General features: G+C 37.4%; 19 protein-coding genes. 12 read left to right on the forward strand and 7 right to left on the reverse strand.

Going from position 1 to position 24,749, the window contains the following annotated elements:
• Nucleotides 1–36: 36 nt before the first annotated feature.
• The 3 genes from FJG96_RS04570 to FJG96_RS04580 are packed head-to-tail and all read right to left on the reverse strand — an operon-like array spanning nucleotide 37 to nucleotide 3,474.
• Nucleotides 37–486: a toxin-activating lysine-acyltransferase gene (locus FJG96_RS04570; protein WP_246046902.1), complete on the reverse strand. Its 450-nt coding sequence runs from the start codon at nucleotides 484–486 to the stop codon at nucleotides 37–39.
• A 5-nt stretch (nucleotides 487–491) separates the two neighbouring features.
• The gene (locus tag FJG96_RS04575; RefSeq protein ID WP_139412941.1) at nucleotides 492–1,817 is read right to left on the reverse strand and encodes an HlyD family type I secretion periplasmic adaptor subunit; all 1,326 of its coding nucleotides are present in this window, start codon (nucleotides 1,815–1,817) and stop codon (nucleotides 492–494) included.
• On the reverse strand, nucleotides 1,807–3,474 hold the full coding sequence (locus FJG96_RS04580; RefSeq protein WP_139412942.1) for a peptidase domain-containing ABC transporter: 1,668 nt from the start codon (nucleotides 3,472–3,474) through the stop codon (nucleotides 1,807–1,809). Before FJG96_RS04580 ends, FJG96_RS04575 begins: the two co-directional genes overlap by 11 nt.
• Before the next feature lie 245 nt (nucleotides 3,475–3,719).
• Here FJG96_RS04580 and FJG96_RS09045 point away from each other — a divergent pair, with 245 nt between their 5' ends.
• Nucleotides 3,720–4,574: a complement resistance protein TraT gene (locus FJG96_RS09045; protein ID WP_246046903.1), complete on the forward strand. Its 855-nt coding sequence runs from the start codon at nucleotides 3,720–3,722 to the stop codon at nucleotides 4,572–4,574.
• Nucleotides 4,575–5,724: 1,150 nt separating this feature from the next.
• Here the strand turns inward: FJG96_RS09045 and FJG96_RS04595 are convergent.
• From FJG96_RS04595 to FJG96_RS04610, 4 genes are all read right to left on the reverse strand, one after another.
• Nucleotides 5,725–6,510, reverse strand: coding sequence for a DUF1499 domain-containing protein (locus FJG96_RS04595; RefSeq protein WP_139412944.1), 786 nt, complete (start codon nucleotides 6,508–6,510; stop codon nucleotides 5,725–5,727).
• 625 nt (nucleotides 6,511–7,135) lie between these two features.
• Nucleotides 7,136–7,675, reverse strand: a complete 540-nt coding sequence (locus FJG96_RS04600; protein WP_139412945.1) for a DUF1254 domain-containing protein — start codon at nucleotides 7,673–7,675, stop codon at nucleotides 7,136–7,138.
• Nucleotides 7,668–8,264, reverse strand: coding sequence for a DUF1214 domain-containing protein (locus tag FJG96_RS04605; RefSeq protein WP_139413615.1), 597 nt, complete (start codon nucleotides 8,262–8,264; stop codon nucleotides 7,668–7,670). Before FJG96_RS04605 ends, FJG96_RS04600 begins: the two co-directional genes overlap by 8 nt.
• Before the next feature lie 17 nt (nucleotides 8,265–8,281).
• Complete coding sequence (locus tag FJG96_RS04610) at nucleotides 8,282–10,432, reverse strand: transglycosylase domain-containing protein (protein ID WP_139412946.1); 2,151 nt, start codon at nucleotides 10,430–10,432, stop codon at nucleotides 8,282–8,284.
• Between the two features lie 347 nt (nucleotides 10,433–10,779).
• On the opposite strand from FJG96_RS04610, the gene FJG96_RS04615 reads away from it, so the two are divergent.
• The 11 genes from FJG96_RS04615 to FJG96_RS04665 all read left to right on the forward strand — a co-directional run bounded on the left by FJG96_RS04615 (nucleotide 10,780) and on the right by FJG96_RS04665 (nucleotide 24,223).
• Nucleotides 10,780–11,016, forward strand: a complete 237-nt coding sequence (locus FJG96_RS04615) for a hypothetical protein (protein ID WP_139412947.1) — start codon at nucleotides 10,780–10,782, stop codon at nucleotides 11,014–11,016.
• Nucleotides 11,017–11,034: 18 nt separating this feature from the next.
• Complete coding sequence (locus FJG96_RS04620; protein WP_139412948.1) at nucleotides 11,035–11,703, forward strand: response regulator transcription factor; 669 nt, start codon at nucleotides 11,035–11,037, stop codon at nucleotides 11,701–11,703.
• Nucleotides 11,700–13,118, forward strand: a complete 1,419-nt coding sequence (locus FJG96_RS04625) for an ATP-binding protein (RefSeq protein WP_139412949.1) — start codon at nucleotides 11,700–11,702, stop codon at nucleotides 13,116–13,118. Before FJG96_RS04620 ends, FJG96_RS04625 begins: the two co-directional genes overlap by 4 nt.
• Nucleotides 13,119–13,384: 266 nt before the next feature.
• Entirely contained in the window at nucleotides 13,385–14,161 is a 777-nt protein-coding gene (locus tag FJG96_RS04630; protein WP_139412950.1) for a tetratricopeptide repeat protein, read from the forward strand.
• Nucleotides 14,162–14,449: 288 nt separating this feature from the next.
• The gene (gene ccmE / locus FJG96_RS04635; protein ID WP_139412951.1) at nucleotides 14,450–14,929 is read left to right on the forward strand and encodes a cytochrome c maturation protein CcmE; all 480 of its coding nucleotides are present in this window, start codon (nucleotides 14,450–14,452) and stop codon (nucleotides 14,927–14,929) included.
• 7 nt (nucleotides 14,930–14,936) lie between these two features.
• Nucleotides 14,937–16,916 (forward strand): heme lyase CcmF/NrfE family subunit, encoded by a 1,980-nt coding sequence (locus FJG96_RS04640; RefSeq protein ID WP_139412952.1) that lies wholly within the window; start codon nucleotides 14,937–14,939, stop codon nucleotides 16,914–16,916.
• A 1-nt stretch (nucleotide 16,917) separates the two neighbouring features.
• On the forward strand, nucleotides 16,918–17,385 hold the full coding sequence (locus tag FJG96_RS04645; protein ID WP_139412953.1) for a cytochrome c-type biogenesis protein: 468 nt from the start codon (nucleotides 16,918–16,920) through the stop codon (nucleotides 17,383–17,385).
• A gap of 158 nt (nucleotides 17,386–17,543) precedes the next feature.
• Nucleotides 17,544–19,055, forward strand: a complete 1,512-nt coding sequence (locus FJG96_RS04650; protein WP_139412954.1) for a Do family serine endopeptidase — start codon at nucleotides 17,544–17,546, stop codon at nucleotides 19,053–19,055.
• Nucleotides 19,056–19,136: 81 nt separating this feature from the next.
• The gene (locus tag FJG96_RS04655) at nucleotides 19,137–19,823 is read left to right on the forward strand and encodes a response regulator transcription factor (RefSeq protein ID WP_139412955.1); all 687 of its coding nucleotides are present in this window, start codon (nucleotides 19,137–19,139) and stop codon (nucleotides 19,821–19,823) included.
• The gene (locus tag FJG96_RS04660) at nucleotides 19,820–21,202 is read left to right on the forward strand and encodes a sensor histidine kinase (RefSeq protein ID WP_139412956.1); all 1,383 of its coding nucleotides are present in this window, start codon (nucleotides 19,820–19,822) and stop codon (nucleotides 21,200–21,202) included. Before FJG96_RS04655 ends, FJG96_RS04660 begins: the two co-directional genes overlap by 4 nt.
• A 75-nt stretch (nucleotides 21,203–21,277) precedes the next feature.
• Nucleotides 21,278–24,223: a bifunctional [glutamine synthetase] adenylyltransferase/[glutamine synthetase]-adenylyl-L-tyrosine phosphorylase gene (locus FJG96_RS04665; RefSeq protein WP_139412957.1), complete on the forward strand. Its 2,946-nt coding sequence runs from the start codon at nucleotides 21,278–21,280 to the stop codon at nucleotides 24,221–24,223.
• The last annotated feature ends 526 nt before the right edge of the window (nucleotides 24,224–24,749 follow it).

A 24,749-nucleotide genomic window follows, 5' to 3' on the forward strand; every position in this document is an offset into this window, starting at 1 on the left:
GTTTAAATGACTTATGCACACTTAAGTAGATAAAAGCTAGTTGGATGGGTTATAGGAACACCAGCGAGCAATTTTTCGTATTCCGCCATCTTCATTACGTCGTACAGCATAAAAATAACGCTGATCAGGAAATATATTTCGTTGCATATCGCGGACAATATGTGCAGTATGGCCATAAGGTGCTACATAATCAATAAACCATACGTATTTTCCAGTCTGCCAGTCAGCATTGGGCAAAAGCTCTCCTTTTTCAAGCATGGATTGATGATTTTTTTCATCTAAAAAAGCCCAAGTGATAAAGGCGCAAAATTCCCCATGCTCATTTTGATAGAGTTTGTATTGCCCAACCCGTAAGGCTGGACCTAAGTTTCGTTCGATATCCCAGATTAGCCAACGGCGGTGTAGGGGGGATTGAAGCATTAAAACGACCATAGCTCCTAAAGCCATTATTGGGTTTATGAGTGAGGGTGATGGAGTTTCATTCATACAGATTATCTTTCTTTTAGGGATTGTTCTAAAACTTTGGTAATAGGTTCAAAGAAATAAGAAATGAGACGCCGTTTTGAAGTAATGACATCAGCTGTTACGGTCATGCCAGGGATAAATTTAAGCTCTTGGTGATTAAAAGTGATGTGATCTTGGTCGATTTTGATTAAAACAGCATAAACACCATTAATTTCTTGTTGATGGCGCGCTGTTGCACCTACATTCATAACGGTACCGTAGATAACGCCGTAGCGTTCAGGTGGAAAGGCAGAAAATTTTACGTAAGCACGTTGGCCTTTTTCTAAAAAACCAATATCTCGATTATCAAAAAACGCTTCAACAATGAGCCCCCCTGAACCAGGGACAATACGCATCAGAGTTCTACCCGCTTCTACAAAGCCACCCAAAGTGTGGATACTTAAATCATCAATGCGTCCATCAACAGGGGCGTAAAGTGATAAGTGGTCAAGACGATATTGGCTGCTGTCAAGTTTGGCTTTTAAGCTTTGAAGAGAGAGTTCTGTCTCACGAGAAAGCTGTCGATAGCGGGCGATTTCATCAGAAATAAGGCTTTGTCTTTGTTGACGGAGTGCTTCTATTTCAGCAGCATTTTCTTCCAAGCGTCTTTGATTGGCTAAAATTTCATGTTCCACATTTTTAAAGTCATGTAAACGTTCTAAATAAAGAGAATGGCTGATGACTTTTGTTTCCATCAAGCTTTTGGCTGCTTTGAGCTTTTCTTGGCTTAATTGTTGATCATCTCGTAATCTATCCAATTGTGCGTATTGGACAGCACCGCTTCGTGTAACACGATCAGCTTGGGCTTTCAGTGCTTTTACTTTATCTTGTAGTGATTGAAGGGTCGCATGGATGAGTTTTTCTCCCTCTATTTTCGCTGTTTTATTGTTAGAGGAAGAGATTTGCAAATAAGCGAGCCCTTTGGTCACAAAATCTTTATCCAAAGGATCTCTTTCACTTAAGGCAGCTAAAATCGCAGCGGCAATTTGCCCTTGAAGGGTCTGTTGAGCGATATCGGCTTGGACACGTGCACGTTCATTTAAAGCTTCACGCGGATCCAATTGAATAAGGAGGTCTCCTTGATGAACAAATTGCCCTTCTTTTACGAGGATTTTTTCAATGCGTCCTGTATTTTGCGCTTGGACGAGTTGAACATAGGAAGTGGGAATAACTGATCCTTGTCCCCGTGCAACAATCTCTGTTTTGGTGATAAAACTACCAATGACAATAAAAAGGAATAAGGCGACCAAAACAGTAACCACCATATGAAGTGTTGGCGATAAAGGGCGCAAATGGGGAGCCTTATCTGCCATTTTTTGCCTCCAGATCAGAGAAATTTAATACGGTTGCATGCTTGGGAAAAAGATCACTTTTGTGGGTAATGACGAGAACAATACGCTCTTGTGAAAGTTTATATAAATGTTCAACGATTTGTGCACTGACCCTGTCATCCAGAGCGGAAGTAGGTTCATCCAAGATAAGAATCTGCGGTTCGATGAGAAAAAAACAAGCCAATGCTAGGCGTTGGCGTTGTCCACCTGATAAAAAGCCACCTTGCTCGCCTACTTGGGTATGAATCCCTCGCGGCAATTGAGAAATCAAATCATGACAAGCACTTGCATGAAGGGCAGCAACGATTTCATTCTCAGAGGCATTTGGTTTTGCAAGAAGCATATTTTCAAGAATGGTTCCGGAAAAAAGGCAAGGACTTTGAGGAAAATACCCAATTGTTTGGCGCACACTACGGATATCAAAGTTTTGTATAGATTGGTTGTTAATCAATATCTGTCCATTTGTTGGAGGATAAAGACTACAAAGGAGTTTCGCAAAGGTTGATTTTCCGCAGCCTGAAGGACCAAGCAACATAATGGGTTGCCCAGGCTTTAAACAAATATCAACATGGTTAACAATAGGTGTTTCTCCATAAGAAAAGCAGATATTTTTAGCTTCAAGTTGAGGGCTTGTGGTGAGCTGAAGGGGGGGCTTTTCTTCTTCCCATTCTGAAGGTGCGTTAAGAATATCACCCAAACGAAGACGAGAGATTTTCAAATGCTGCCATTCTTCCCACAGGGAGGCAAGGCTTAAGATAGGACCAGAAACATTGCCAGCGAGAAGATGAAAAGCAACAAGTTGTCCTAGTGTGATTTGATTTTGCAACACTGCCTGAGCACCAAAAAAGATAATAAAAATGGTAAAAAGGTCGCCAAAAATATGGCTTAAAGCTCCATTTAAAAGATGAAATTTACTGGTCGTAAGACTTTGATCGAGACTGCGGGCTAAAGTTTCTTGCATGCGTATCGTATGAGCAGATTCTTTTACGTGTGCTTTGATGGCTTCAAGATTGGTAAAGCTTTCAATAAGGCGTGATTTATGGGCGGCTTGCAGAGTGAATGTACGGCGTAATTGGCGGCGTAAAAAGGGACCAACCGATGCTAAAGAGCCCATTTGTAAGGGCAAAATGATAAGAACAATAAAGGTAAGTTTCGGACTAATGGAAAAGAGTGCAGCAAGATAAATAATTGCAAACAGAACATTCAGGACAGTTGTGGCGATGGTTCCTGTTAGAAACCCGCGAATTGTATCAACCTCTCCAATACGTGAAAACAGTTCCCCCACTTTCCAATGACGTAACACAGACAAGGAGAGGCTTAAAAGATGGGTGTAAATACGCCGTCCAAATTCTAGCGTAAGCCGATTGGCTAAATAAGTGCCTAGGTAACCTGATAGAGTGCTAAGAGCGGTACTAAAAAGCATGATAGCAACCATCAAGACAACGATAGCATAGAGACTTTCAAGGCGCTGAAAAGGGAGAATGCGGTCAATAATTGCTTGAAAAATAAAAGGATTTACCAAACCCAGCAAACGCAAAACAACAGCAACGCAACTAAGTTCGATGACATAATAAATATATTTCTTTGTTGTTCTTGTAAACCAAGAGAAGGCTACAGGTTTTTCTTGTGAATGCTTCATTTGAATTTATGTTTGTTTAAGAGAAAGAGCGATGGATGTCGCATATTTTAACAGTATTGTAAATATTATTATTGCTTAATTGAAATATACAATTTGTAAGAATATAATATAAACATAATGTATTTATTATTTATATTTATATTTTTTAAAATTATATTTGACATTCGTTAAACAGCATAATAATGGAAATTTCCACTGTATTATTGTGATACAGTTATTGTTTAATAGATATTAGGAGGATTAAAATGGGGAGTTCAAGCTCATCAAATGATTCAAGTAGTAACTCACAACCACACAGTTGGCTTTTTCCAGAAGATGATTATAGTACAGACGCTTATGCCCAAGCAACAGGTACAGGTGGCATCATCGGAGAAGTAATAGGAGGTATTGCTAGTGCAGTCGGAGGTATTTTTTCTGGTCCGGGAGGTGTCAGTTCTGGCTTTCTCGGTGGAGCAGTAAGCGGCGGAATAGGAGGAGCTGGTGATTCAAGTAGTAACTCACAACCACACAGTTGGCTTTTTCCAGAAGATGATCATAATACAGACGCTTATGCTCAAGAAGCAGGTAACGGCGGCATTGTAGGATTAGTATTAGGAGGTGGTGCTGGTGCAGCGGGAGGTTCTATTGCTAGACCAGGAGGTGCAGGTGCTGGCTTTCTCGGTGGAGCAGTAAGCGGCGGAATAGGAGGAGCTGGTGATGCCTTGGTAGATAAGTACAATCAATTTCATCCGAATCCGAGTTGTGAAGTAAGCGATTATGTTGAAGCAGCTGCCATAAAGGGAGGGATAGGAGCAGTAGGAGGAGCATTAGGTGGTTCAGTGGCAGGTCCTGTTGGTGCTTTCACTGGAGCAGTAGGCGGGGGATTAACAGGAGCAGCTAACGGTTTTGTAGATAAGTATAATCAATGTCATCCAAATCCGAGCTGTCAAGTAGGCGATTACGTTGAATCAGCTGCTATAAAGGGAGGGATAGGAGCAATAGGAGGTGGAATAGCAGGAGCTTCTGGAGGTCTTGTTGGTGCGCTCGGTGGAGCAGTAGGCGGCGGATTAGAAGGAGCTGTTAGCGGTTTTATAGATAAATACAATCAATGCCATCCATAAAGTGGAAGAACACTGTTTCTAATTTATTTAGAAAATAACGATAAAGATATTTCTGAGATCAGTGATATTATAAACATACTTTAAAGCTATGGCTAAACTGATTTCAGGGATATTTTTTTATGATAATAGATATTTTATTTTGGATTCTTTGTTATGTATACTTTTATTAGTTCCTTAGTGACAGCAATTGCATTTGGATTTTTCATGTTTTTTTTCAATAGATTTAAAGGTGAGAACTGGAGTATAAAAAGAATAATATTATCAACAATTATATTTTTTATAATATATTATTCTGGAAGTTTATTAGTTAGATATATGGGAATTTTAAAATAATATAGAATTACGTTATTACATTATTTTAAGAATATAATTATAATGTATTATTCGTAAATTTTTTATAATAAATAATATATTATAATTTAAATTTATGTATTATAATTGTAATAGAATTTAAAAATATTACTCGTGCTGAATGAGTGTTATTTATTATAGTAAATTAATTTTTTATATATAAAATTATTAATATATATATCTATATATTAAAATAAAATATTTTATCACCTTAAATAAGCTTTATTTCCAATAATTATTTTATATATTTTTAAAGATTTTTTTTATGAGTGATATTATTCATATTATTGCAGAGTTATTATCTTATACATGTTCTTTATTTATATTTTTCTATGCAGCGTTTTTACATTATAAATTTAAAGGTTATAGTAATAAAGAAATTTTGAAAAAATGTTTTTAAGCACATTTTTGTTCATTATATTTATTATATTATTGTCTATAACAGTTTTTATTTGTTTACGTTATTTATATGGACAATAATTATTTATATAATAATATTTTGATATAAATATTTTATAATAATTTATTTATTATTTTATATACTATTAAGCCTTTAAAAAATATTTACTTATTACAGTTGGACAGAGACTTTAATATTATTAATAATAAATATTTCTGTTTTTTATTTGCTGTTTTTAAATCTTTTTAATTATTTCAAGAATGGGTCGTTTTGAGATTATTGTCTTTTGTATAAGGATTGTTAGTTTATAGATTTAAAAAAAGATTATTTTCTTATGTATCATATTCATTGAAAAGTAAGCAATTTTTATGAAATGAAGTGCCTTATCTCTCTTAATTGTTATCCATCATCTTGTGAGAGAGGAAGTGAAGCGATTTCTGTATCAAGGGCATCCATAAAATCGATAATAAAGGCAGCATTGGTTCCTAAATCTCTTGGTAAATAACGAGAAGCAGAGCGCATATCTACAAAGGTGGTATCACCTTCATCAGTTAAGCGGATCACGATGTCTGAAATAAAACCGAGGTAAAAAGTTTTAGCTCTCGTTTCAATATAAATCTCATTTTCTTCGCCTTTAAATTCTCGTTGCGCTACAATAGGCCAATCATACGCAGCCAAAACATTGAGAACGGATTCGCGAATGCGTTCAGGTGCGCCATCATAACGGCGCCCCGACATTTCTGGCCATTGTGACCTTTGTAATGTTTCTTGTTCAAGCAAAACACTTTTGAGTGGTAAAGCATCACTGGGGCGCATTGTGCGAAAAAAAGCTGGTGGTCTTTGTGTATCGGTAGAAACATCGTAAAGAGCAGGTAAGGTAAACCAAAGTCCAAAAAATAATACCAATGGTGTTGCAGTTATGAGTGAATAAAGTATTCCTTTTAAAGCTTTCATTCCCCCCAGAGCTCCATAGACCCACAAACTATGAAGTGCTTTAATAGCGAGAAAAACAGAAATAATCACACAGCCAGTAGAGATACTGGTCAAAATTATAAAGTCGGTTACATGAATGACGGAAAAACGTTGTAAGATGACCGAAAATAATAAAATAAAAAACGCTAATCCTCCAAATCGAGGGGACCATACCGCTGCTCTTGAAATTAACCGAACATATTTCTTCTTCATGAAGTTTTTTCCCTCGACTGTAAACTATAAGCAAAGTTTTTTCAGATGACATATCCTACAAAAGTTTTTGCTCATAAGACAAAAGTAAAGCACTTATTTTTGAGATCAAGGATGCGTGATATTTCATCAATTTTTAGCGATTGTTTTAGGGCTTTCATTGAAGGGAATAAGTGTTTTTTACAGCACTTTATTCTGTCATTGATTGAATTTTAGGAGAATGTTTGTCAATAAATAGCAATAAACTCAAATAACAAGTTTTATTATTGGTATCAGTATATTTGTTGAGAACTTTACCCTTCTTTTTTTCTCTAGTTGTGTGCAGTTTTTTATCGGATGATGCCTATCAAATATAACATTGTTTAACAGAGATTTCATTTTGGATAATCAATGGGCTGATTTTTTCTGTATACATCTGTAGGTATACATGTGTGGCGGAGTTGTATTTCAATAAAGGGCTATTGTGAGAGGATTGAAAATACTTTATCGCACTCAATAAAAAATGAGGGATCAAAATCAGACAAATCTAAATTTGAATATTCAATTCATAGAGGAAAAAGATGACCGCTTTGATAGGTTTTGTTTCGTTTTTACTAAAAAGTAAGTTGCTGTAAAAGTGAGGATATTTTTATTCATAAAATATGTGGCAGGTCGCTGATGAAAGAAAAGCTTCACTTTCTTTTTTTGCAAGGGAAGAGGGGGCGAAAATACGTAAAATGACAAAACCTTCATTTAAATTTTTAGCAACTAAAACTGAATTAGCATTTATTTTAGGTTTTGACTTTTTGAGTGCTATTATTTGTATGGGTTTTCCAATGATAAGATCGAGTGTCGCATCAGGGGCTGTTCGGTCATTAAGGCTGTAAAAAATAATTCCGTTGTGTGTGTAGGCTGCCAGTGACCAAAATTGTTGTGTTTTCAAAGCCTTTAAATGAACAGGTCCGTTTTCAAGATTAAATCTGCAGACTTTAAGAAGAAAGAGTGGATCAGCAGATTGTTGAATAGGATTATCGGGAGTAAAATCAACAAATTGATAAGGGGCTCCAGATTTTTTAAGGCTTGTCCATATATTATTTTGTGCCCAAGTGGGGATCAGAAAGAGAAAGCAAATATGAACGATAATAGCGCCAATGATGGCGAGCAGTGCGGTATGAATAAATCTAGTCACAATTTATTTGTCCTGATGGGATTTGTTCTATTGAGGGCATGGTGAGCTTTTTTAATGCCGTTGCTGAGATGATTGAGGTATCGTATAAGGTAAGAATAAGCCCGAATTCTTTTTGACTAACGGTTGCAAGCCAATTGCCGGCTTGCGGTGTAGGTGAAATATGGATACGCAATTCGCCATCATGCTCATAAGTAATAGCGTTTGTGTGGAGTTCAAAAGGTATTTCTTTTGATGAAATATAGGGTTTAAGGGATTTATCAGCTGTATAAAGGGTAAAAAGACGGGTTTCAGGGATGGTGCCTTTGAGCAAATAATGACAGTGAGGGTGGAGTGGACGCCCTTGATTATCTTGCCAAATCTGGAATTGAATACCTTCAGTGCGTCCAAGTGAAACAATGCCTTGTTTGGCAGTGCGGGCGCGGGTGTAAGGATCCATATTGGTGGTGCCTATTTGTGGGTAAGCACTCCATTTTCCAATTTTAAAGCGTCCAAAATGAGGAAAGGAATTGAGCACATAGTCGATACTCAGTGTTCCACATAAAATGGAAAAAGCGAAGATAAAAAAGAAAATGGTCATATTAAAAAGCATCAGTGAATATTTTGAATTCAAAATGTTGAATCTCCAGTTGTTTTCATTTTTAAAGAAAGTGCAGAGGATTTTTTCAGATCTTTATTAATCAAGCGCACGATATTCAATGTTTCAGGAGAAAGCGTAGAGGGTATTGGGGAAAAAAATTCAGAATCTGTATGGGAGGAGGGTGTTTGAGGCTGATAAGGAAGCAGAGAATCTTTAACACCGTAGAGCTGTTTGAGCATGATATTTTGGTGTGCAGCGAGCATGATGCGATGCCATATCATGGCAGGAACGCCTCCCCCAAAAGCACGATTCATGGGTGAAAAGTTATCATTTCCCATCCATACTGCGCCAGTATAATTACCCGTAAAGCCCACAAACCAAGCATCGCGATAGGATTGTGATGTTCCAGTTTTTCCAGCAACAAGTGTCATGGGTAGAGCAGCACGCTTACCGGATCCTCGTGTTGTGACGCCCACCATCATTTGGTTTATATAAGCCGCTGATTGACTGCTAAGAACTCGGTGTAGTTTTTTTCCGTTATGCTCGAAATCCCACACTAAATGACCATCGAGTGTTCTGATTTGTGTGAATCCATGACGATTACCAGCTATTCCACCATTCGCAAAGACATTAAAGCCCGTTGCTTGATCCATGGGGGTCATGTTGGAAGTACCAAGAACCATCGTTTTGTGTGATAAAATATGCGCGTTGATCCCCATACTCTTGATAAGATCTATAATGGGTTTTGTATCGCGGTGAAGATATTGATAGGTGAGGTAAACAGGAACTGTGTTAATGGAAAAGGCTAAAGCCGTTGCCAAATCAATTTTTCCCAGATAACGACCAGAATTATTTTTAGGTGTCCATCCTCCCCAATTGATAGGCGCATCTGAAACAATTGTTGAAGGTGAAAGACCGTGTTCTAGTGCGGTTGCGTAAACATAAGGTTTAAATGAAGATCCAGTTTGTCGGCCGCCTTGTGTTGCTCTGTTAAATTGACTCTTCTTATAATCCACTCCTCCAACAATTGCACATACACCACCGTTATTGTCAAGTATAACAGTGGCGGCTTGTGTGACGCGATATTGTTGACCATATTGATGTAAATGATAGGCAATTGATTCTTCTGCTACTTTTTGAAGTTCTGGATCAAGGGTTGTTTGAATAATTAAACGATGACTTGGAAGTTGATCACGCATTTTTTTGACTTCCTCGAATGCCCAATCAAGAAAATAGTCAGGCTGATTATTGTCTATTTGGGGAAGGGCCCTAGCAGGGTGGCGATGTGCGTTGATAATCTGGCTCTCCGTCATGAAGCCACTGTTAACAAGATTAGAAAGGACAACATTGGCACGTGTTTGAGCTGCAAAGAGATGACTATGAGGAGCATATTTTGTTGGGGCTTTAAAGAGCCCTGCTAACATTGCCGATTCATTTAAAGAAATATGACGTATGTTTTTTCCAAAATAAAATTTTGCTGCTGCTGCAATACCAAAATTATTTCCTCCCATATAGACACGGTCAAGATAAAGTTGCAAAATCTGTTTTTTGCTAAAATTTGCCTCTAACCAAAGAGCAAGATAAGCTTCTTTGATTTTACGTGTTATTGTGCGCTCGTTTGTTAAGAATAAATTTTTTGCCAATTGTTGTGTAAGAGTTGAACCACCTTGCACCACACCTTTAGCGTGCATATTTTGTGAAATTGCCCGTGTAAGCCCTTGAAAATCAATGCCCCAATGATCGAAAAAACGACGATCTTCTGTAGCGAGAACTGCTTTAATAACGGTGTCAGGCATTTCTTCAACGGGGACAGAGATCGCCGGCAGTGCACCACGATGACCAATGGAATTTCCATAGCGATCGAGAAAAAGAATGGAAAAATTTTGTGGAGAAGACCAATCTGTTTTGGTTAGTTCAAAAACAGAAATGCCAAAAATGGTAAAAAGAGTAAAGCCTATCAACCCTAAAGTGAGTATTTCATCAAAAACTTCAACGATAAAGCGTTTCCATCCTTGAAGATGAAAATTTTGTGAGATAATTTTTGCCTTTTTCCAGAAAAAACTGTTTGCAGAACGAATGCGATAAAGCGCTGTATCTAGTCGTGCATCTAATTCGATGAGAGCTGGACTGTGAAATGGCTTATGCTGTTGTCCTTTCTTTTTTTTAAAAAATTTAAACATTTAAAAAGAGCCTATGGCAAAGCAATAAAACCAAACAAATCTATAAAATTTATATGGAGTAGAAGTATTTTTTTTCTATAGTGATACAGAGAAAGAGTTTATTGGAGAATTATTCATTTCTTGTAAGACTTTGTATTAAGATTTTATTATTTTATCCAATAAACTTTATTGTCATGATTAAAAATATTTTATTTTGAATTTTTAAAAATTTGGAGTAATATTAACGCGTTATTCTGTAAGACAGAGGATAAATTATTTTTCATTTTTGGTTTTTAAATTGACCCGAAAAAAAACATTATTTCTTGTATCTTATCAGAAGATTAAGAAGATAGGTTATTGAAATATCTATGATGAAAAAATTTTTCTTGTTCGTGATAATAGCATCTTTTTTAGGAGCCGATTCTGTTATGGCTGCTGGTTGCGCTGAGGTGGGTAAAAGGGTTGCAACTCAGGAGGAGGGGGTTCTCGTCCGTTCAAAACTGGTTGTTGAGGATGGAAGGGATATGTGTGCAATTGTGGTTGTTATTCCAGCCCATAATGGTGAAAAGTTGCGACGCGTTGAAGTTGTGGTTCCCGCCGATTAGCAGTTGGTAGATGTTGTCATGCGTATTTTAATTGCCGAAGATGATCGAAATCTCAATCATCAATTGGCAGAAGCTGTAAAACGTGCAGGATATGTTTCCGATAGTGCTTTCGATGGTGAAGAGGCTTATTTTTTAGGGCGTACAGAGTCTTATGACGCAGTGATACTTGATATAGGTTTACCGCAGATTGATGGTATTCGTGTTGTTGAAAAGTGGCGTCAAGAAGGACGTACCATGCCTGTTTTAATACTAACGGCACGAGATCGTTGGTCTGATAAGGTGCGTGGTATTGATGCAGGGGCTGATGATTATGTTGTGAAGCCATTTCATTTGGAGGAAGTGATGGCGCGCTTGCGGGCACTCATTCGTCGTGCGACAGGCCATGCAACAAGTGCCTTATGTTGCGGAAATGTTTTGTTGGATACAAAGACATCCCGTGTTTTTGTGGATGGTCAATTGATTAAATTAACCTCTTATGAATTCAGACTTCTTTCGTATCTTATGCATCATTGTGACAGGGTCATTTCAAGAACAGAGCTGACCGAACATCTTTATGATCAGGATTTTGATAAGGATTCAAATACAGTGGAAGTTTTTGTAGGGCGGTTACGCAAGAAGCTTGGCGTGGATTTGATTGAGACTATTCGAGGTATGGGATATCGCGTAAGAACGCTAGGTGATGAATGAATGTTTTAAAAGAGAATAATTGGTTTCAGAAGTTCTTTTTTGTCATTACGCGATCACTCAGTTTACGTGTTATGATCCTATCAACTCTATGGGTTGTTATTTCTCTTTTATCGATTTCTGCAGTGAGTATTTTATTTTATAAGCGTTCAACTGAAGAGAGTCTAGAGCGTATTCTTTCTGCTCAACTCTACAGTTTGATTGCAACAGTAACGGTGTCTCCGGAAAACACTTTGAAAGGAGGAGCTGGAATTGATGACATTCGTTATGCTGATCCAACAACGGGATGGTATTGGGAAGTTGTTGCGATATCCCATAATTTGAAAGGAAGATTGACCTCTCCCTCATTGGGAACAGGAGAGATCTTTACACCCAGTAATGTCGACGTACCTTTTGACAATAAATTCTTTCGCTCTTATCGGATAAAGGGAAACAATGGTCAAAAGCTCCAAGTGATTGAGAGTGATGTTGTTCTTGATAATAAAAATCATATTGCACGCTTTCGACTTGTTGGAAATATTGATGACGCGCATGCTCAAGTAAAGGAATTTAAGCGAACTTTACAAGTTTTTCTTTGGAGTTTTGGTATCGGAAGTGTGCTGATTAATATTGCTCTTATTTTCTTTAGTTTTCAACCGTTGAAGCTTATTCGACGCACATTGAATGATATTCGAGAAGGAAGAGTTCACTATGTGAATACCGATTTAGTTAGCGAAGTGATGCCGCTTGCCCAAGAGATGAATGCTCTCATTAAGAATAATCAGCGTATTATTGAGCGATTTCGCACACAGGTTGGTAATCTCGCACATTCATTGAAGACACCTTTGTCCGTGATTATGAATGAGACAGATAAGATGCGTGGAGAAAAGGCTTGTTTGTTGAGAGAGCAAACGCAAATCATGCAAGCACAAATCAATCGTTATCTTCAGCGGGCGCAGATTGCCGCACAATGTGATAGTATTGTCTATCATACATCTGTTCGCAATGTAATGGATCGTTTAGTGCGGGTTATGAAAAAGCTTAATCCTGACAAACAAATTGAATTTATTATGGATGTTGATGATATTGTTTTTTCTGGTGAAAAGGAAGATTTAGAAGAAATTATAGGAAATTTGATTGAAAATGCTACTCAGTGGTCTCGCGCAAAGGTGTTGATCTCTTGTTGTTTAGAAGAAAACCTTGAAGAAGAAAAATATTTTAGTATCTTTGTTGAAGATGATGGTCCTGGTTTAACAGAAGATAAAATTGATGAAGCGTTAAAAAGAGGGCGGCGGTTTGATGAAAGTAAACCGGGGACAGGTTTAGGGTTAGCTATTGTCGCAGATATGGTTAATGAATATGGTGGTACTCTCTTTTTATCGCGTTCTGTCTTGGGGGGGTTGTGTACAAAAGTTTTATTACCCAAAATGGGAGAATAACATATCTTCTCCTTAAACAGAAAATGTCTATAAACTTTGTAAAGAAATATTGAGACAATAAAAAAAAGGAGGGAGGGATTTCAGAAGATCCGTATTTATAATCAAACTATGAAAATAAAGCCTTGTTTGATCTATTGAGAAAAATGAACAATAGATTTTACGATGTTCTTCATAAAAAGATGAATTTTTATCATTTCACATCACTCTTCTCGTGAAGAGGGTAAAGGTAAGCGAGTTATCTTCTGTTTGTATTGGAAAAAAATGATATGCTCTTACACATTTTTGCAGCATTTTTTCTCACTTTTTTGGCAATTATTCTTTTTCTTTCATTACATTTTGACGATGGGGTAAAGGAACAGTGCCAAGTCCAAACCATGAATGATTATAGAAGTCATATCCATACGGTTGAGTCTCGTAAGCTTTATAGGCATTATAAAAAAAGAAATATTCTTAAAACACTAAGTGTTTTGTTTGTTCTTCTTATGACTTGGAGTATCTATGGGCTGACAGGTAATCCAGAAGTAAAAAGTTATTTTTTTAGCGAATTAATGGATAAGAATCCTAAACTTCTCAGTAAGCAAGAAAAGCTTGTTCGTCTGCAAGCACTTTTTTTTCGTTCTCCTCATGATGGTAAGCTAGCCGATGCATTAGCGGTAGGGTATCTTGAAGAAAACTATTTTCAAGAAGCTGTGAATACTTATTTAGATGCCCTTCGCTTAAATGGAGAAACAGCGCCAAGGCTTGTAGGATATGGTTTAGCATTGGTTGGTTACGAAGGGGGAGTGATAACGCAAGAGGCACAAAGGGCTTTTCAAAAAGCAGCAGATTTAGCGCCAACAGATTTTTATCCACGTCTCTTGTTGGCTGATGCATTTCATCAAGCCGGAAAAACAGTGCAGGCAGTGCAGTTTTTACAAAGCTTTCTTGATACAATGCCTGAAAATTTTGCAGGACGCTCACGGGTTGAAAAAATGATGATTCAGTTACGTGATGATTCATCAAGTGAACAGACAAAGAAAAGTGATCGTCGCCAATTGAAATAGAGAAAAGTTATTGAGCACGACAAGAGCTGTGATCAACTTAGAAGTGGGAGGTCTAGGTGAAGGAGGGTGAAGAGCAGAAATGGAGAATGTCAAGAGCGCGGCACAAGTTGTATAGAGTAAATGGAAATTGGTGTAAAACTAAACAAGGAAAAAAGGTATTGATAAGCGTGTTGGCAAAGATGAGGTATTCGATAAAAAGTTGCACCTATAGAGAGGATATGCAAAGCTCTTTAAAAAATAAAAATGGATGCTTATAAGACGTGTTTAATTTTTTTTCGTAGAGTGTCTATGAACAATCAATCTTTAAAGAATTCTGCTTCGCTAAAGCTTATTTTAAAGAAGCGAAAAAAAAAGCGCTTACTGATCATCTTATTGTGTTGTTTGGTTATGGCAATTGCAGCAAGTCTCATCGTGTATGCAATACGTCATACAGTCAGTTTTTTTAGAATGCCCTCTGAAATTACAAGAGAAGATATTTTAACGGGTCGCCCTTTGCGTTTGGGCGGTTTTGTTGAAAAAGGGACCGTTCAATATGTTGAAGAGAGTGGCGTTATTTTTTTTATAACGGATAACACAAAACATGAAAAAGTGTTTTTCAAGGGTGTCTTACCGGATCTTTTTCGTGAAGGTCAGGGGGTGATTGTAGAAGGGCATTTCGATAAACAAGGTTTTTTTATAGGGACGCGTATTTTAGCAAAACACGATGAAACTTATATGCCTAAAGAAACCGCTGATCGCTTGAAAAAACATTACAGTGTGGAGAAATAATTCGATTGTGCTTGTCGAACTGGGTCATATTTTTTTAGCCGCTGCATTTGCCGTAAGCTTATTAGAAGCTTTCTTACCTGCTTTAGGTTTTTGGAGGCAAGAGCGTTTGTTAATGCAAACAGCTATCCCTCTCACATATATCACTTTTACATTATTGCTCTTCTCTTTTTTAGTGCTGATTTATGCTCATGTTGTCTCTGATTTTTCTGTTTTGAATGTTGTTGAGAATTCTCATTCAGAAAAACCGATGCTCTACAAAATCACAGGTGTTTGGGGCAACCACGAAGGCTCTATGTTGTTATGGATTTTAAGTCTTACTTTTTTTAGTGCATTAGTGGCCTTCTTTAGCCAAGATTTGCCAGAAGATTTTAAGACACTTATTTTAATTTGCCAAAGTTGGATTACAAGCGCTTTTCTTTTATTAATTCTTTTTGTATCCAACCCATTTTTACGTGTGAATCCACCAGCATTACAGGGAAATGATCTTAATCCTCTTTTACAAGATATCGCATTAGCGATTCATCCTCCCCTTCTTTATTTAGGTTATGTTGGTTTTTCACTTTGCTTTTCTTTCGCCGTTGCGGCATTGATTATAGGGCATATTGATGGGATTTGGGCGCGTTGGGTTCGTCCTTGGCTGCTACTTTCTTGGTGTTTTTTAACATTGGGGATTATGGTTGGCTCCTATTGGGCTTATTATGAGCTAGGATGGGGAGGATATTGGTTTTGGGATCCTGTTGAAAATGTTTCGTTTATGCCTTGGCTTTCAGGAACAGCTCTTTTACATTCTACTCTTGTTCTCGAAAAACGAGGAATATTGAAAAGTTGGACTTTGTTTTTAGCACTGCTTACTTTTTCTCTTTCTCTGATAGGAACGTTTCTTGTTCGCTCTGGTCTTTTAATATCTGTTCATAGTTTTGCTGTTGATCCAGCGCGAGGGCAAGCAATTCTTGCACTTTTATTTTTCTTTACGGGAGCGGCTTTTCTTCTTTTTGCGTTGCGCATTCCTCTTTTAAAAACAGAAAATTTTTTTCAACCAATTTCGCGCGAAGGATTTATTGTTTTAAATAACTTATTACTGACAACAATAACAGCAACAGTATTGATTGGTACGCTCTATCCTTATTTTATTGAGATGCTAACAGGGCAAAAAATTTCTGTAGGGGCTGTTTTTTTCAACCTTACCTGTGGACCGCTCATGCTTTTGTTATTGTTGCTTGTTCCGTTTGGATCAATGATGGCATGGAAACGGGGTGATTTTCTCGCAGTTTCTGAACGGTTGTGGTTTGTTTTTGTCTTGGTTGGTATCGTCTGTTTTATAATATTTTACGCGACATCTGTGCGTGATATTCTTGCAGTTTTAGGCATTGGGCTCTCAGCGTTTGTTTTTTTAGGCAGTTTAGCGGATTTGTGGGGAAAGAGCGGATATGGCAAGAAAGCTTTTTCAGTACGCGTTAAGAGATTTCTTAGGTTGCCATGGTCGGTTTATGGTGCAGCAATGGCACATATGGGATTAGGTGTTACATTATTTGGTATTATTTGTGTGGCAAGTTTTGGTCAAGAACGTATTTTAATCATGAACGTAGGAGAGTGGGTGACGATAGCGGATAAAACGCTTCATTTTGATGCCGTGGATAATCGTTTTGGTTCGAATTATTCGGCAATGGAGTTTTATTTTAAAATATATGAAAATAAAAAAATCGTGGGTCATATAACAGCTTCAAAGCGATTTTATTCAAGCCAAAATACATCAACAACGGAAGTTGGTCTTCAAAGTTATGGCTTATCACAGCTCTATATTGTGCCGGGACATCTCGATAATCGGGGTCTTGTTGTGCATATATGGTGGAAGCCTTATATAATCTGTATTTGGTTAGGGGCATTCATGATGGCTATGGGCGGATGTTTTTCCCTTCTGGGATATTGGTTTCGCACTGGAGCCTACAAGAGGGTGTTGCTTACTTTAAATTTTAGGAGAGGACATTGAGATGAAAAAAACTCTTTGGCTTTTATGTTTTTTAATTGCAATGTTTCCTTTTCGATTAGCGATAGCAGTAGAGCCAGATGAGATTTTAAAAGATACAGTTCTTGAAAGGCGAGCGCGCGATATTTCATCGCATTTACGTTGTCCGGTTTGTCAAAATCAATCAATTGATGATTCAGACACTTCTCTAGCACGAGATTTAAGGCTTTTAATTCGGGAAAAATTAAAAATGGGCTATAGCAATCAGCAAGTGATTGACTTTCTTGTTGAACGATATGGTGAATTCATTCTCTTAAAACCACCATTGAATAAAACAACTTGGTTTTTATGGTTTTCACCTTTGATGATTATCATCATTGGTGCAAGTGTCATATTTTTCCAATTAAAACGGTATAAACGTGGGAAAATAATGATTGTAAATACAACGGGGGGAAAACAGTCAAAAAGATATTACATAGAGGGAAAAATTTAGCTCATCTGTAATGAGCAATCAACCTTATTGTAAATGATATTGGTGGATACTAAAATCTTACAAAACTTTAACAATTTAGACAGAAAACGGTAAGGTCTGGTATTTTATAGGTAATCAGATTGGGATAGAAAGTATGATTGAATAGGAGCATAGAGTAAATGTTAAAAAAAACTTTCTTTAAAACATTTGTCGCAGTAAGTTTTTCCGCAGTATTGGAGAGTGCACTGTTTTTTAGTGGATGTACAGCAAGCTTATGGACGACAAAGGCTCATGCAAGTTCTGTATTTACTTCGTTAGTGCAACAACAGGGATTTGCAGATATCGTTGCTCAAGTGAAACCAGCGGTTGTTGCGGTGCAAGTAAAGAGCAATAAAAAGAAAGAAGATTGGTTCTTTAGCAACTTTTTTAGTGGTCCAGGGATTGATCAATTACCAGATCAACATCCTTTAAAAAGGCTTTTTAAAGAGTTTTATGATTTTGATAGGCCTAAAAGTAAATTTCCCCATCATTCACAAAGACTCCGCCCTATCGCTTTTGGATCGGGTTTTTTTATTTCGTCTGATGGTTACATTGTGACCAATGATCACGTGATTTCTGAAGGCACAAGTTATTCTGTCGTTCTTGATGATGGTACAGAATTGAATGCAAAGCTCATTGGGAAAGATCCAAAAACTGACCTTGCAGTCCTAAAAGTAAATGACAAAAGAAAATTTTCCTATGTTGATTTTGGAGATGATTCAAAGCTTCGCGTTGGTGATTGGGTTGTTGCTATTGGTAATCCATTTGGCCTTGGTGGAACTGTGACAGCAGGGATTGTTTCGGCCCGTGGACGAGATATTGGTACCAGTAGTTATGATGATTTTATTCAAATTGATGCTGCTGTTAATAGAGGAAATTCCGGAGGTCCAACGTTTGATTTGAATGGCAAAGTTGTTGGCGTTAATACAGCGATTTTTTCTCCTTCAGGAGGCAATGTTGGGATTGCTTTTGCTATTCCAGCAGGGACAGCGAAACAGGTTGTACAACAGCTTATCGAAAAAGGTTCAGTTCAACGTGGTTGGCTTGGGGTTATGATTCAGCCAGTAACGAAGGAAATTTCTGATTCGATAGGTTTGCAAGAAGCGAAAGGTGCTTTGGTAACTGATCCATTAAAAGGACCAGCAGCAAAGGCTGGTATCAAGGCAGGTGATGTTATTATTTCAGTGAATGATGAAAAAGTTAATGATTCTCGTGATTTGGCAAAGCGTATTGCAAATATGAGTCCACAAGAAACTGTGACTTTAGGGATTTTTAGATCCGGTAAGGAGGAAAAGATCAAAGTTAAACTTGCTGCAATGCCTGAAGATGAAGGTAAGAAAGAAAGTTCAAAATATTTAAATGAACGGGGTAATTCAGATGAAACATTGGAAGATTATGGGTTAATTGTTGCTCCTTCTGACGATGATTTAGGGTTGGTTGTAACGGATGTGGATTCGGATTCAGATGCTGCAGATAAGGGAATCCGCCCAGGTGATGTTATTGTGACAGTGAATAATAAATCTGTTAAAAAGACTTCTGATATTACCGATGCAATCAAGAATGCCCAAAAGCTAGGGCGAAAAGCTATTCTCCTACAAGTGCGAACAAATGATCAAAATCGTTTTGTCGCTCTTCCAATTTTCAAAAAATAGCACTTTATTATGAGTGGGACAGAGATTTTTTAAATTTCTGTCCTACAATGCAATTTTATAACAATAACGGAGATGCGTTTTATGAAAATACTCGTTATCGAAGATGATCGTGAAACAGGACGTTATCTCGAAAAAGCTTTTTCGGAGGTCGGACATTCCGTTGATGTTGCCTATGATGGTGATACTGGATACGCTTTAGCTGAAACAGAAAATTATGATGTTATGGTTGTTGATCGGATGCTTTTGCATCGTGATGGGCTTTCTATTATTGCTGAATTGCGTGCTAAAGGCAATGAAACACCCGTTCTCATTCTTTCAGCTTTAGGGCAAGTCAATGATCGTGTGACGGGTTTGCGTGCAGGGGCGGATGATTATTTGACAAAGCCTTATGCTTTTTCTGAACTTCTTGCGCGTGTTGAAGTATTACAACGGCGGAAGAATCCTAAAGAAGCAGAAACTGTTTATTGCGTAAGCAATCTTGAGCTTGATCGGTTAGCCCATACGGTAAAACGGGGTGATAGAAACATTCTATTGCAACCACGAGAGTTTCGTCTCCTTGAATATTTAATGCGCTATGCGGGGCAGGTTGTTACCCGCACGATGCTTTTGGAAAATGTTTGGGATTATCATTTTGATCCGCAAACAAATGTCATTGATGTTCATATATCGCGCTTGAGAGCAAAAATTGAAAAAGACTTTGATGTTCCACTTCTTCATACGGTGCGTGGCGCCGGATATATGCTGAAAGCACCAGATAACAAAGCATGAATCGTTTGATGAATATAATGCGCACGACTGCGCTAAGGCTTTCAGCACTTTACATTTTATTGTTTGGATTGGTGGCAACAGGTCTTTCTATTTATATGACAGCCTTTTCTGCTTCGCTGTTAAAAGAGCAGACTGAACAGGCCTTACATGAAGAATTAAAGTATATTGAAAATGCTTATAATTATGGGGGGCTTTCTTTATTAATGCGTACGATAGATTATCGTTCAAGGCAACCTGGGGCATTTCTTTATCTTGTTACGGATCCTATGGGGCGTATTTTAGCAGGCAATGTAGCACGTATTGAATTAGGTCTTTTGCAACAGAATGGTTTTATTTCTAATTCCTTTTTATATTCCCGTTTTGGAGAACATGGCAAAACAAGTGAACATCGCGCTTTGGCGGTTGTTTTTGATTTACCTAATGCTATGAAGATCCTTATAGGACGCGATTTGGATGAGCCCGAACGTTTTGCGGCGGTTATTCGTAAAGCTGTAATCATTGCGCTTGCTGCAATGGTGGGAGGTGCTTTACTCATATGGTTTTTTGTTGGCAGGAGAGCTTTACAAAGGATTGATCAGGTCACAGCAGCATCACGGCGCTTGATGGATGGTGATTTCAGTGGGCGTTTACCGGTTTCTGGGGTAGGAGATGAGTTTGATCGATTATCAACGAATCTTAATGTTATGTTAGACCGCATTGAAGAGTTAAATATTGGTTTACGTCAAGTATCAGATAATATTGCTCATGATCTAAAAACACCGTTAACACGTCTTAGAAATCGTGCTGAAGAGGCACTTTCGGGAAATAAGACAAAGCTTGAATATCGTCAGGTTCTTGAGAGTGTTATTGCTGAATCAGATCAACTTATTCGTACGTTTAATGCGATTTTAATGATTTCACGCATTGAAGCTAGCAGTGCAATTGAGCATCTTGAGAGGATGAATATGAGACTGATCCTTGAAGATGCTGTTGAGCTTTATGAACCTTTTGCTGAAGAGTCAGGTGTTTTACTTCAGTTAGGAGATATCTTTGATAAAGAGCTTAAATTGAATCGTGAGCTTGTTGCGCAAACAATTTTTAATCTTATCGATAATGCGATTAAATATGCCTCTAAAGATGGAGGGAAAGCGAAGGTTTGCTTATCAATGGAATATCGTGATGAACATTTATTAGTTGTTGTAAGCGATAATGGTCCAGGAATAGCAGAGGATAAACGTGAAAAAGTCACAGAACGATTTGTTCGTCTTGAAGAAAGCCGTACACAACCTGGTTTTGGGATTGGTTTAAGTATAGCAAAAGCAGTTATGAAGCTACACGGAGGTGAATTGTTACTTGAAAATGCAAATCCAGGACTTAGAGCTGTCTTGTTATTTCCTTAAAGATATTTTTTCACTTTTTTCTTTTCATGCGGAACAACTATTTAAAAAGTATAATGCAATAGAAAGGAAGGCAAAATGCTTTTCAAGGGAGTGAAGGCAAAACAAGCTTTTTTAAAAACACAGCTTCTCCCTTTATGCCCTCTCAATGAAAGTGGTTCCCAATGGTTAAAAGACATGGAAGAACAAGCGAGGAAAGAAGGTTTAGAACCGCTTGTTTCTCTCATTTCAGAGAAGGGAACGCAGATTAATTTTATCCGTTCAGTTATGACTTTATCTCCTTTTTTGCGTGAGGTTTTAATTGCTAATCCATCCTATCTTAGTCCTTTATTGTATGTTGATATAGAAACAAGGATAAGCGAAATTATCGATGATATTACGGTTATTGATCAGGATAAATCCATCAATGAAACTTCATTGATGGCTGCTTTAAGACGCAAAAAACGGGAGGTACATGTCCTTATTGCTTTAGCTGATTTGAGTGGTGTTTTTACTTATGAAGTTTCATGTGCTTGGTTGACGCGTTTGGGTGAAGCTGCGTTAGGTGTAGCATTGCGTTTTCTCTTAAGAGAAGCACATGATCATGGTAAGATTACTTTGCTGAGCCGTGAGAATCCAGAAAAAGACTGTGGTTTAATCATTTTAGGGATGGGCAAATTAGGAGCAGGAGAACTTAATTATTCTTCTGATATTGATCTTATTGTTTTCATTGATGAAACGTCCCCTCATATCGGTAATCTTTCTGAAAGTGTCGACGTATTTTCTAAAATGGTACGCCGATTAATCCGTATCATTCAAGAGCGTACAGCTGAAGGATATGTTTTTCGCCTTGATTTTCGTCTTCGTCCAGATCCAGGATCAACACCTTTGGCCTTACCAGTAAGGACTGCCTTGCGTTATTACGAAGGGCGTGGACAAAATTGGGAAAGAGCCGCCATGATTAAAGCACGTCCAGTGGCCGGCGATAAGAGAGCAGGTTTTAATTTTCTTAAAGAGCTTTTTCCCTATGTATGGCGAAAATATTTAGACTATGCTGCAATAGCTGACATTCATTCGATCAAACGTCAAATTCATGCGCATAAAAGTTATGGTCAAATTGCTGCTTATGGGCACAATATAAAGTTAGGTCGTGGTGGTATTCGTGAAATTGAATTTTTTGTTCAGACACAACAACTTATTGCTGGTGGACGGTTTCCTCAATTACGAGGACGTCAGACAGTTGCAATGTTAGCAGAACTTCACACACTTGGTTGGATCAGTGAGAAAACGCGAGATAGTCTTATAAAAAGTTATGCTTTTCTAAGAAATGTAGAACATCGTATTCAGATGCTTGCGGATGAACAAACGCATCTTCTTCCAAATGATATTTCTCAATTCACGAGTGTTGCTTATTTAATGGGCTATCAAGACAGGAGCAGTTTTATCCGTGATTTATTAAAAACACTTCAGGTTGTTGAAAAACACTATGCAGCACTGTTTGAGAATGAACAAGAACTCGGTTTAGAAACTGGCAATTTAGTTTTTACAGGAGAAGGAGATGATCCGGAGACATTAATAACATTAAGCCGTTTAGGTTTTGAAAGAGCGAGTGATATTTGTCGTATTATGCGCACTCTCCATTGTGGTCGTTATAAAGCAACGCAATCCGCTGAAGCGCGTGAGAGATTAACAGAATTAACACCAGCTCTTTTGAAAGCTTTTGGTGCAACAAAACGAGCGGATGAGGCAATGTTGCGTTTTGATAGTTTTTTACAAGGATTGCCTTCAGGAATTCAGCTTTTTAGTCTTTTGCAGTCTAATCCCTCTCTTTTAGATATGCTTGTCTTGATCATGGGGGCTGCACCACGTCTTGCGGAAATCATTACACGCAGATCTCATGTTTTTGATGGAATGTTAGACCCTAATATTCTTTCAGAGTTACCCACAAAAACCTATTTAGAAAAACGGCTTGAATATTTTCTTGAAGATGTTTCCTCTTATGAGGAAATTCTGGACCATTTAAGGATTTTTGCAGATGAGCAACGTTTTTTGATTGGTATTCGAATTTTGAATGGTACAATTACAGGAGAAAGAGCAGGTTTTGCTTTTACTGCGCTTGCTGATCTTATGATTACAAAAACATTTTCTGCCGTTCAAGAGGAGTTTTCTCGTCTTCATGGCTTCATTAAAGGGGGACGTGTTGGCATATTGGGAATGGGAAAGCTTGGAAGTCGTGAATTAACAGCTGGTTCGGATATTGATATCATTTTACTTTATGAACACGATGATGATGCAGAAATATCTGATGGAGAAAAGCCTCTTTACATCCCTCAATATTATACGCGTTTAGCACAGCGTCTTGTTTCTGCTTTATCTACCCTTACAAGCCAAGGTGTTCTTTATGCCGTTGATTTAAGGTTACGTCCCTTAGGCAATAAAGGACCTATTGCTGTTTCTTTTCCATTTTTTAAAAAATATTATCGTCAAGAAGCATGGATATGGGAATATCTTGCTTTAACAAGGGCTCGAGGCATTACAGGAGATCCTGATTTTTTACAAAAGTTAGAAAATGAAGTGTGTACAATTATTGCTCTTTCTCGTAATAAGAACGAAGTTGCAAAAGAAGTATATGAAATGCGCTCTTTGATTGCAAAAGAAAAGCCGCCAAAGAATCAATGGGATTTTAAAACGATGTCTGGTGGTATTGTCGATTTGGAGTTTATTGCTCAATTTTCTCTTATTACGCATGTCATTGAGTTTCAAATTGGGGCGACGACAGCCGATATTTTAGATCACTTACCAAACAGTTTTCTTAATCAGTCATGTATTGCTGATTTACATTATGCCTATCGTCTCTATACAAATTTGAGTCAAATTATACGGCTTTGCTTAAGTGATCCCCTTGATCCCAATGATATGCCACCTGGATTAAGTGACCTTTTGTTAAAGAGCGTTGGGGAACCTGATTTGCTTCGTGTTGAAAAATTAATTGCAGAAACTGGGCAATTGGTCTGTTCAATTTTTACAAAAATTATAAAATATTAAATATCTTTTATAATGCTTTTATAAAAGTATTGAATGTAATTTTCAGATAAAAACTAAACGGATATTATAGAATAATAAAAACGGTTCATTCCATTTTTATATATTACTTTTGATATTTCATTATACGCTTGAGAGCTTTAGAGAGTGAAAAATTTTATCTATTCGTTTCTCAAGTGTAATCAAAGAATTTTTCTGTTAAATGAGCTTATTCTAGGAGTTATTATTCATACAAAAATTAATGGAATGATGACTTTTAGTAAATAATACTCTTTGTGAGTTTAGCTTAAGGGTATGATAGAAGCATATGGCTCATTTATAAAGTATCAGTCTATCAGATACACTTATGAATTGAGAGATCTTCAACACAAGAAGATGTGCAAGAGTGTTTTTAGCACACAAATTTAGATAAAATCTTATAAAGATTATGGCTGTATATGATTTCTTATAACACGAATATTACGAAGATACTTAAGTAAATAAGACAAAAAGTTTTATTGATTATCTCTCTCATTTTTCAAAAATTAAT

Origin of the sequence: Bartonella mastomydis (genome assembly GCF_900185775.1) — a bacterium.
Taxonomy (GTDB): domain Bacteria; phylum Pseudomonadota; class Alphaproteobacteria; order Rhizobiales; family Rhizobiaceae; genus Bartonella; species Bartonella elizabethae.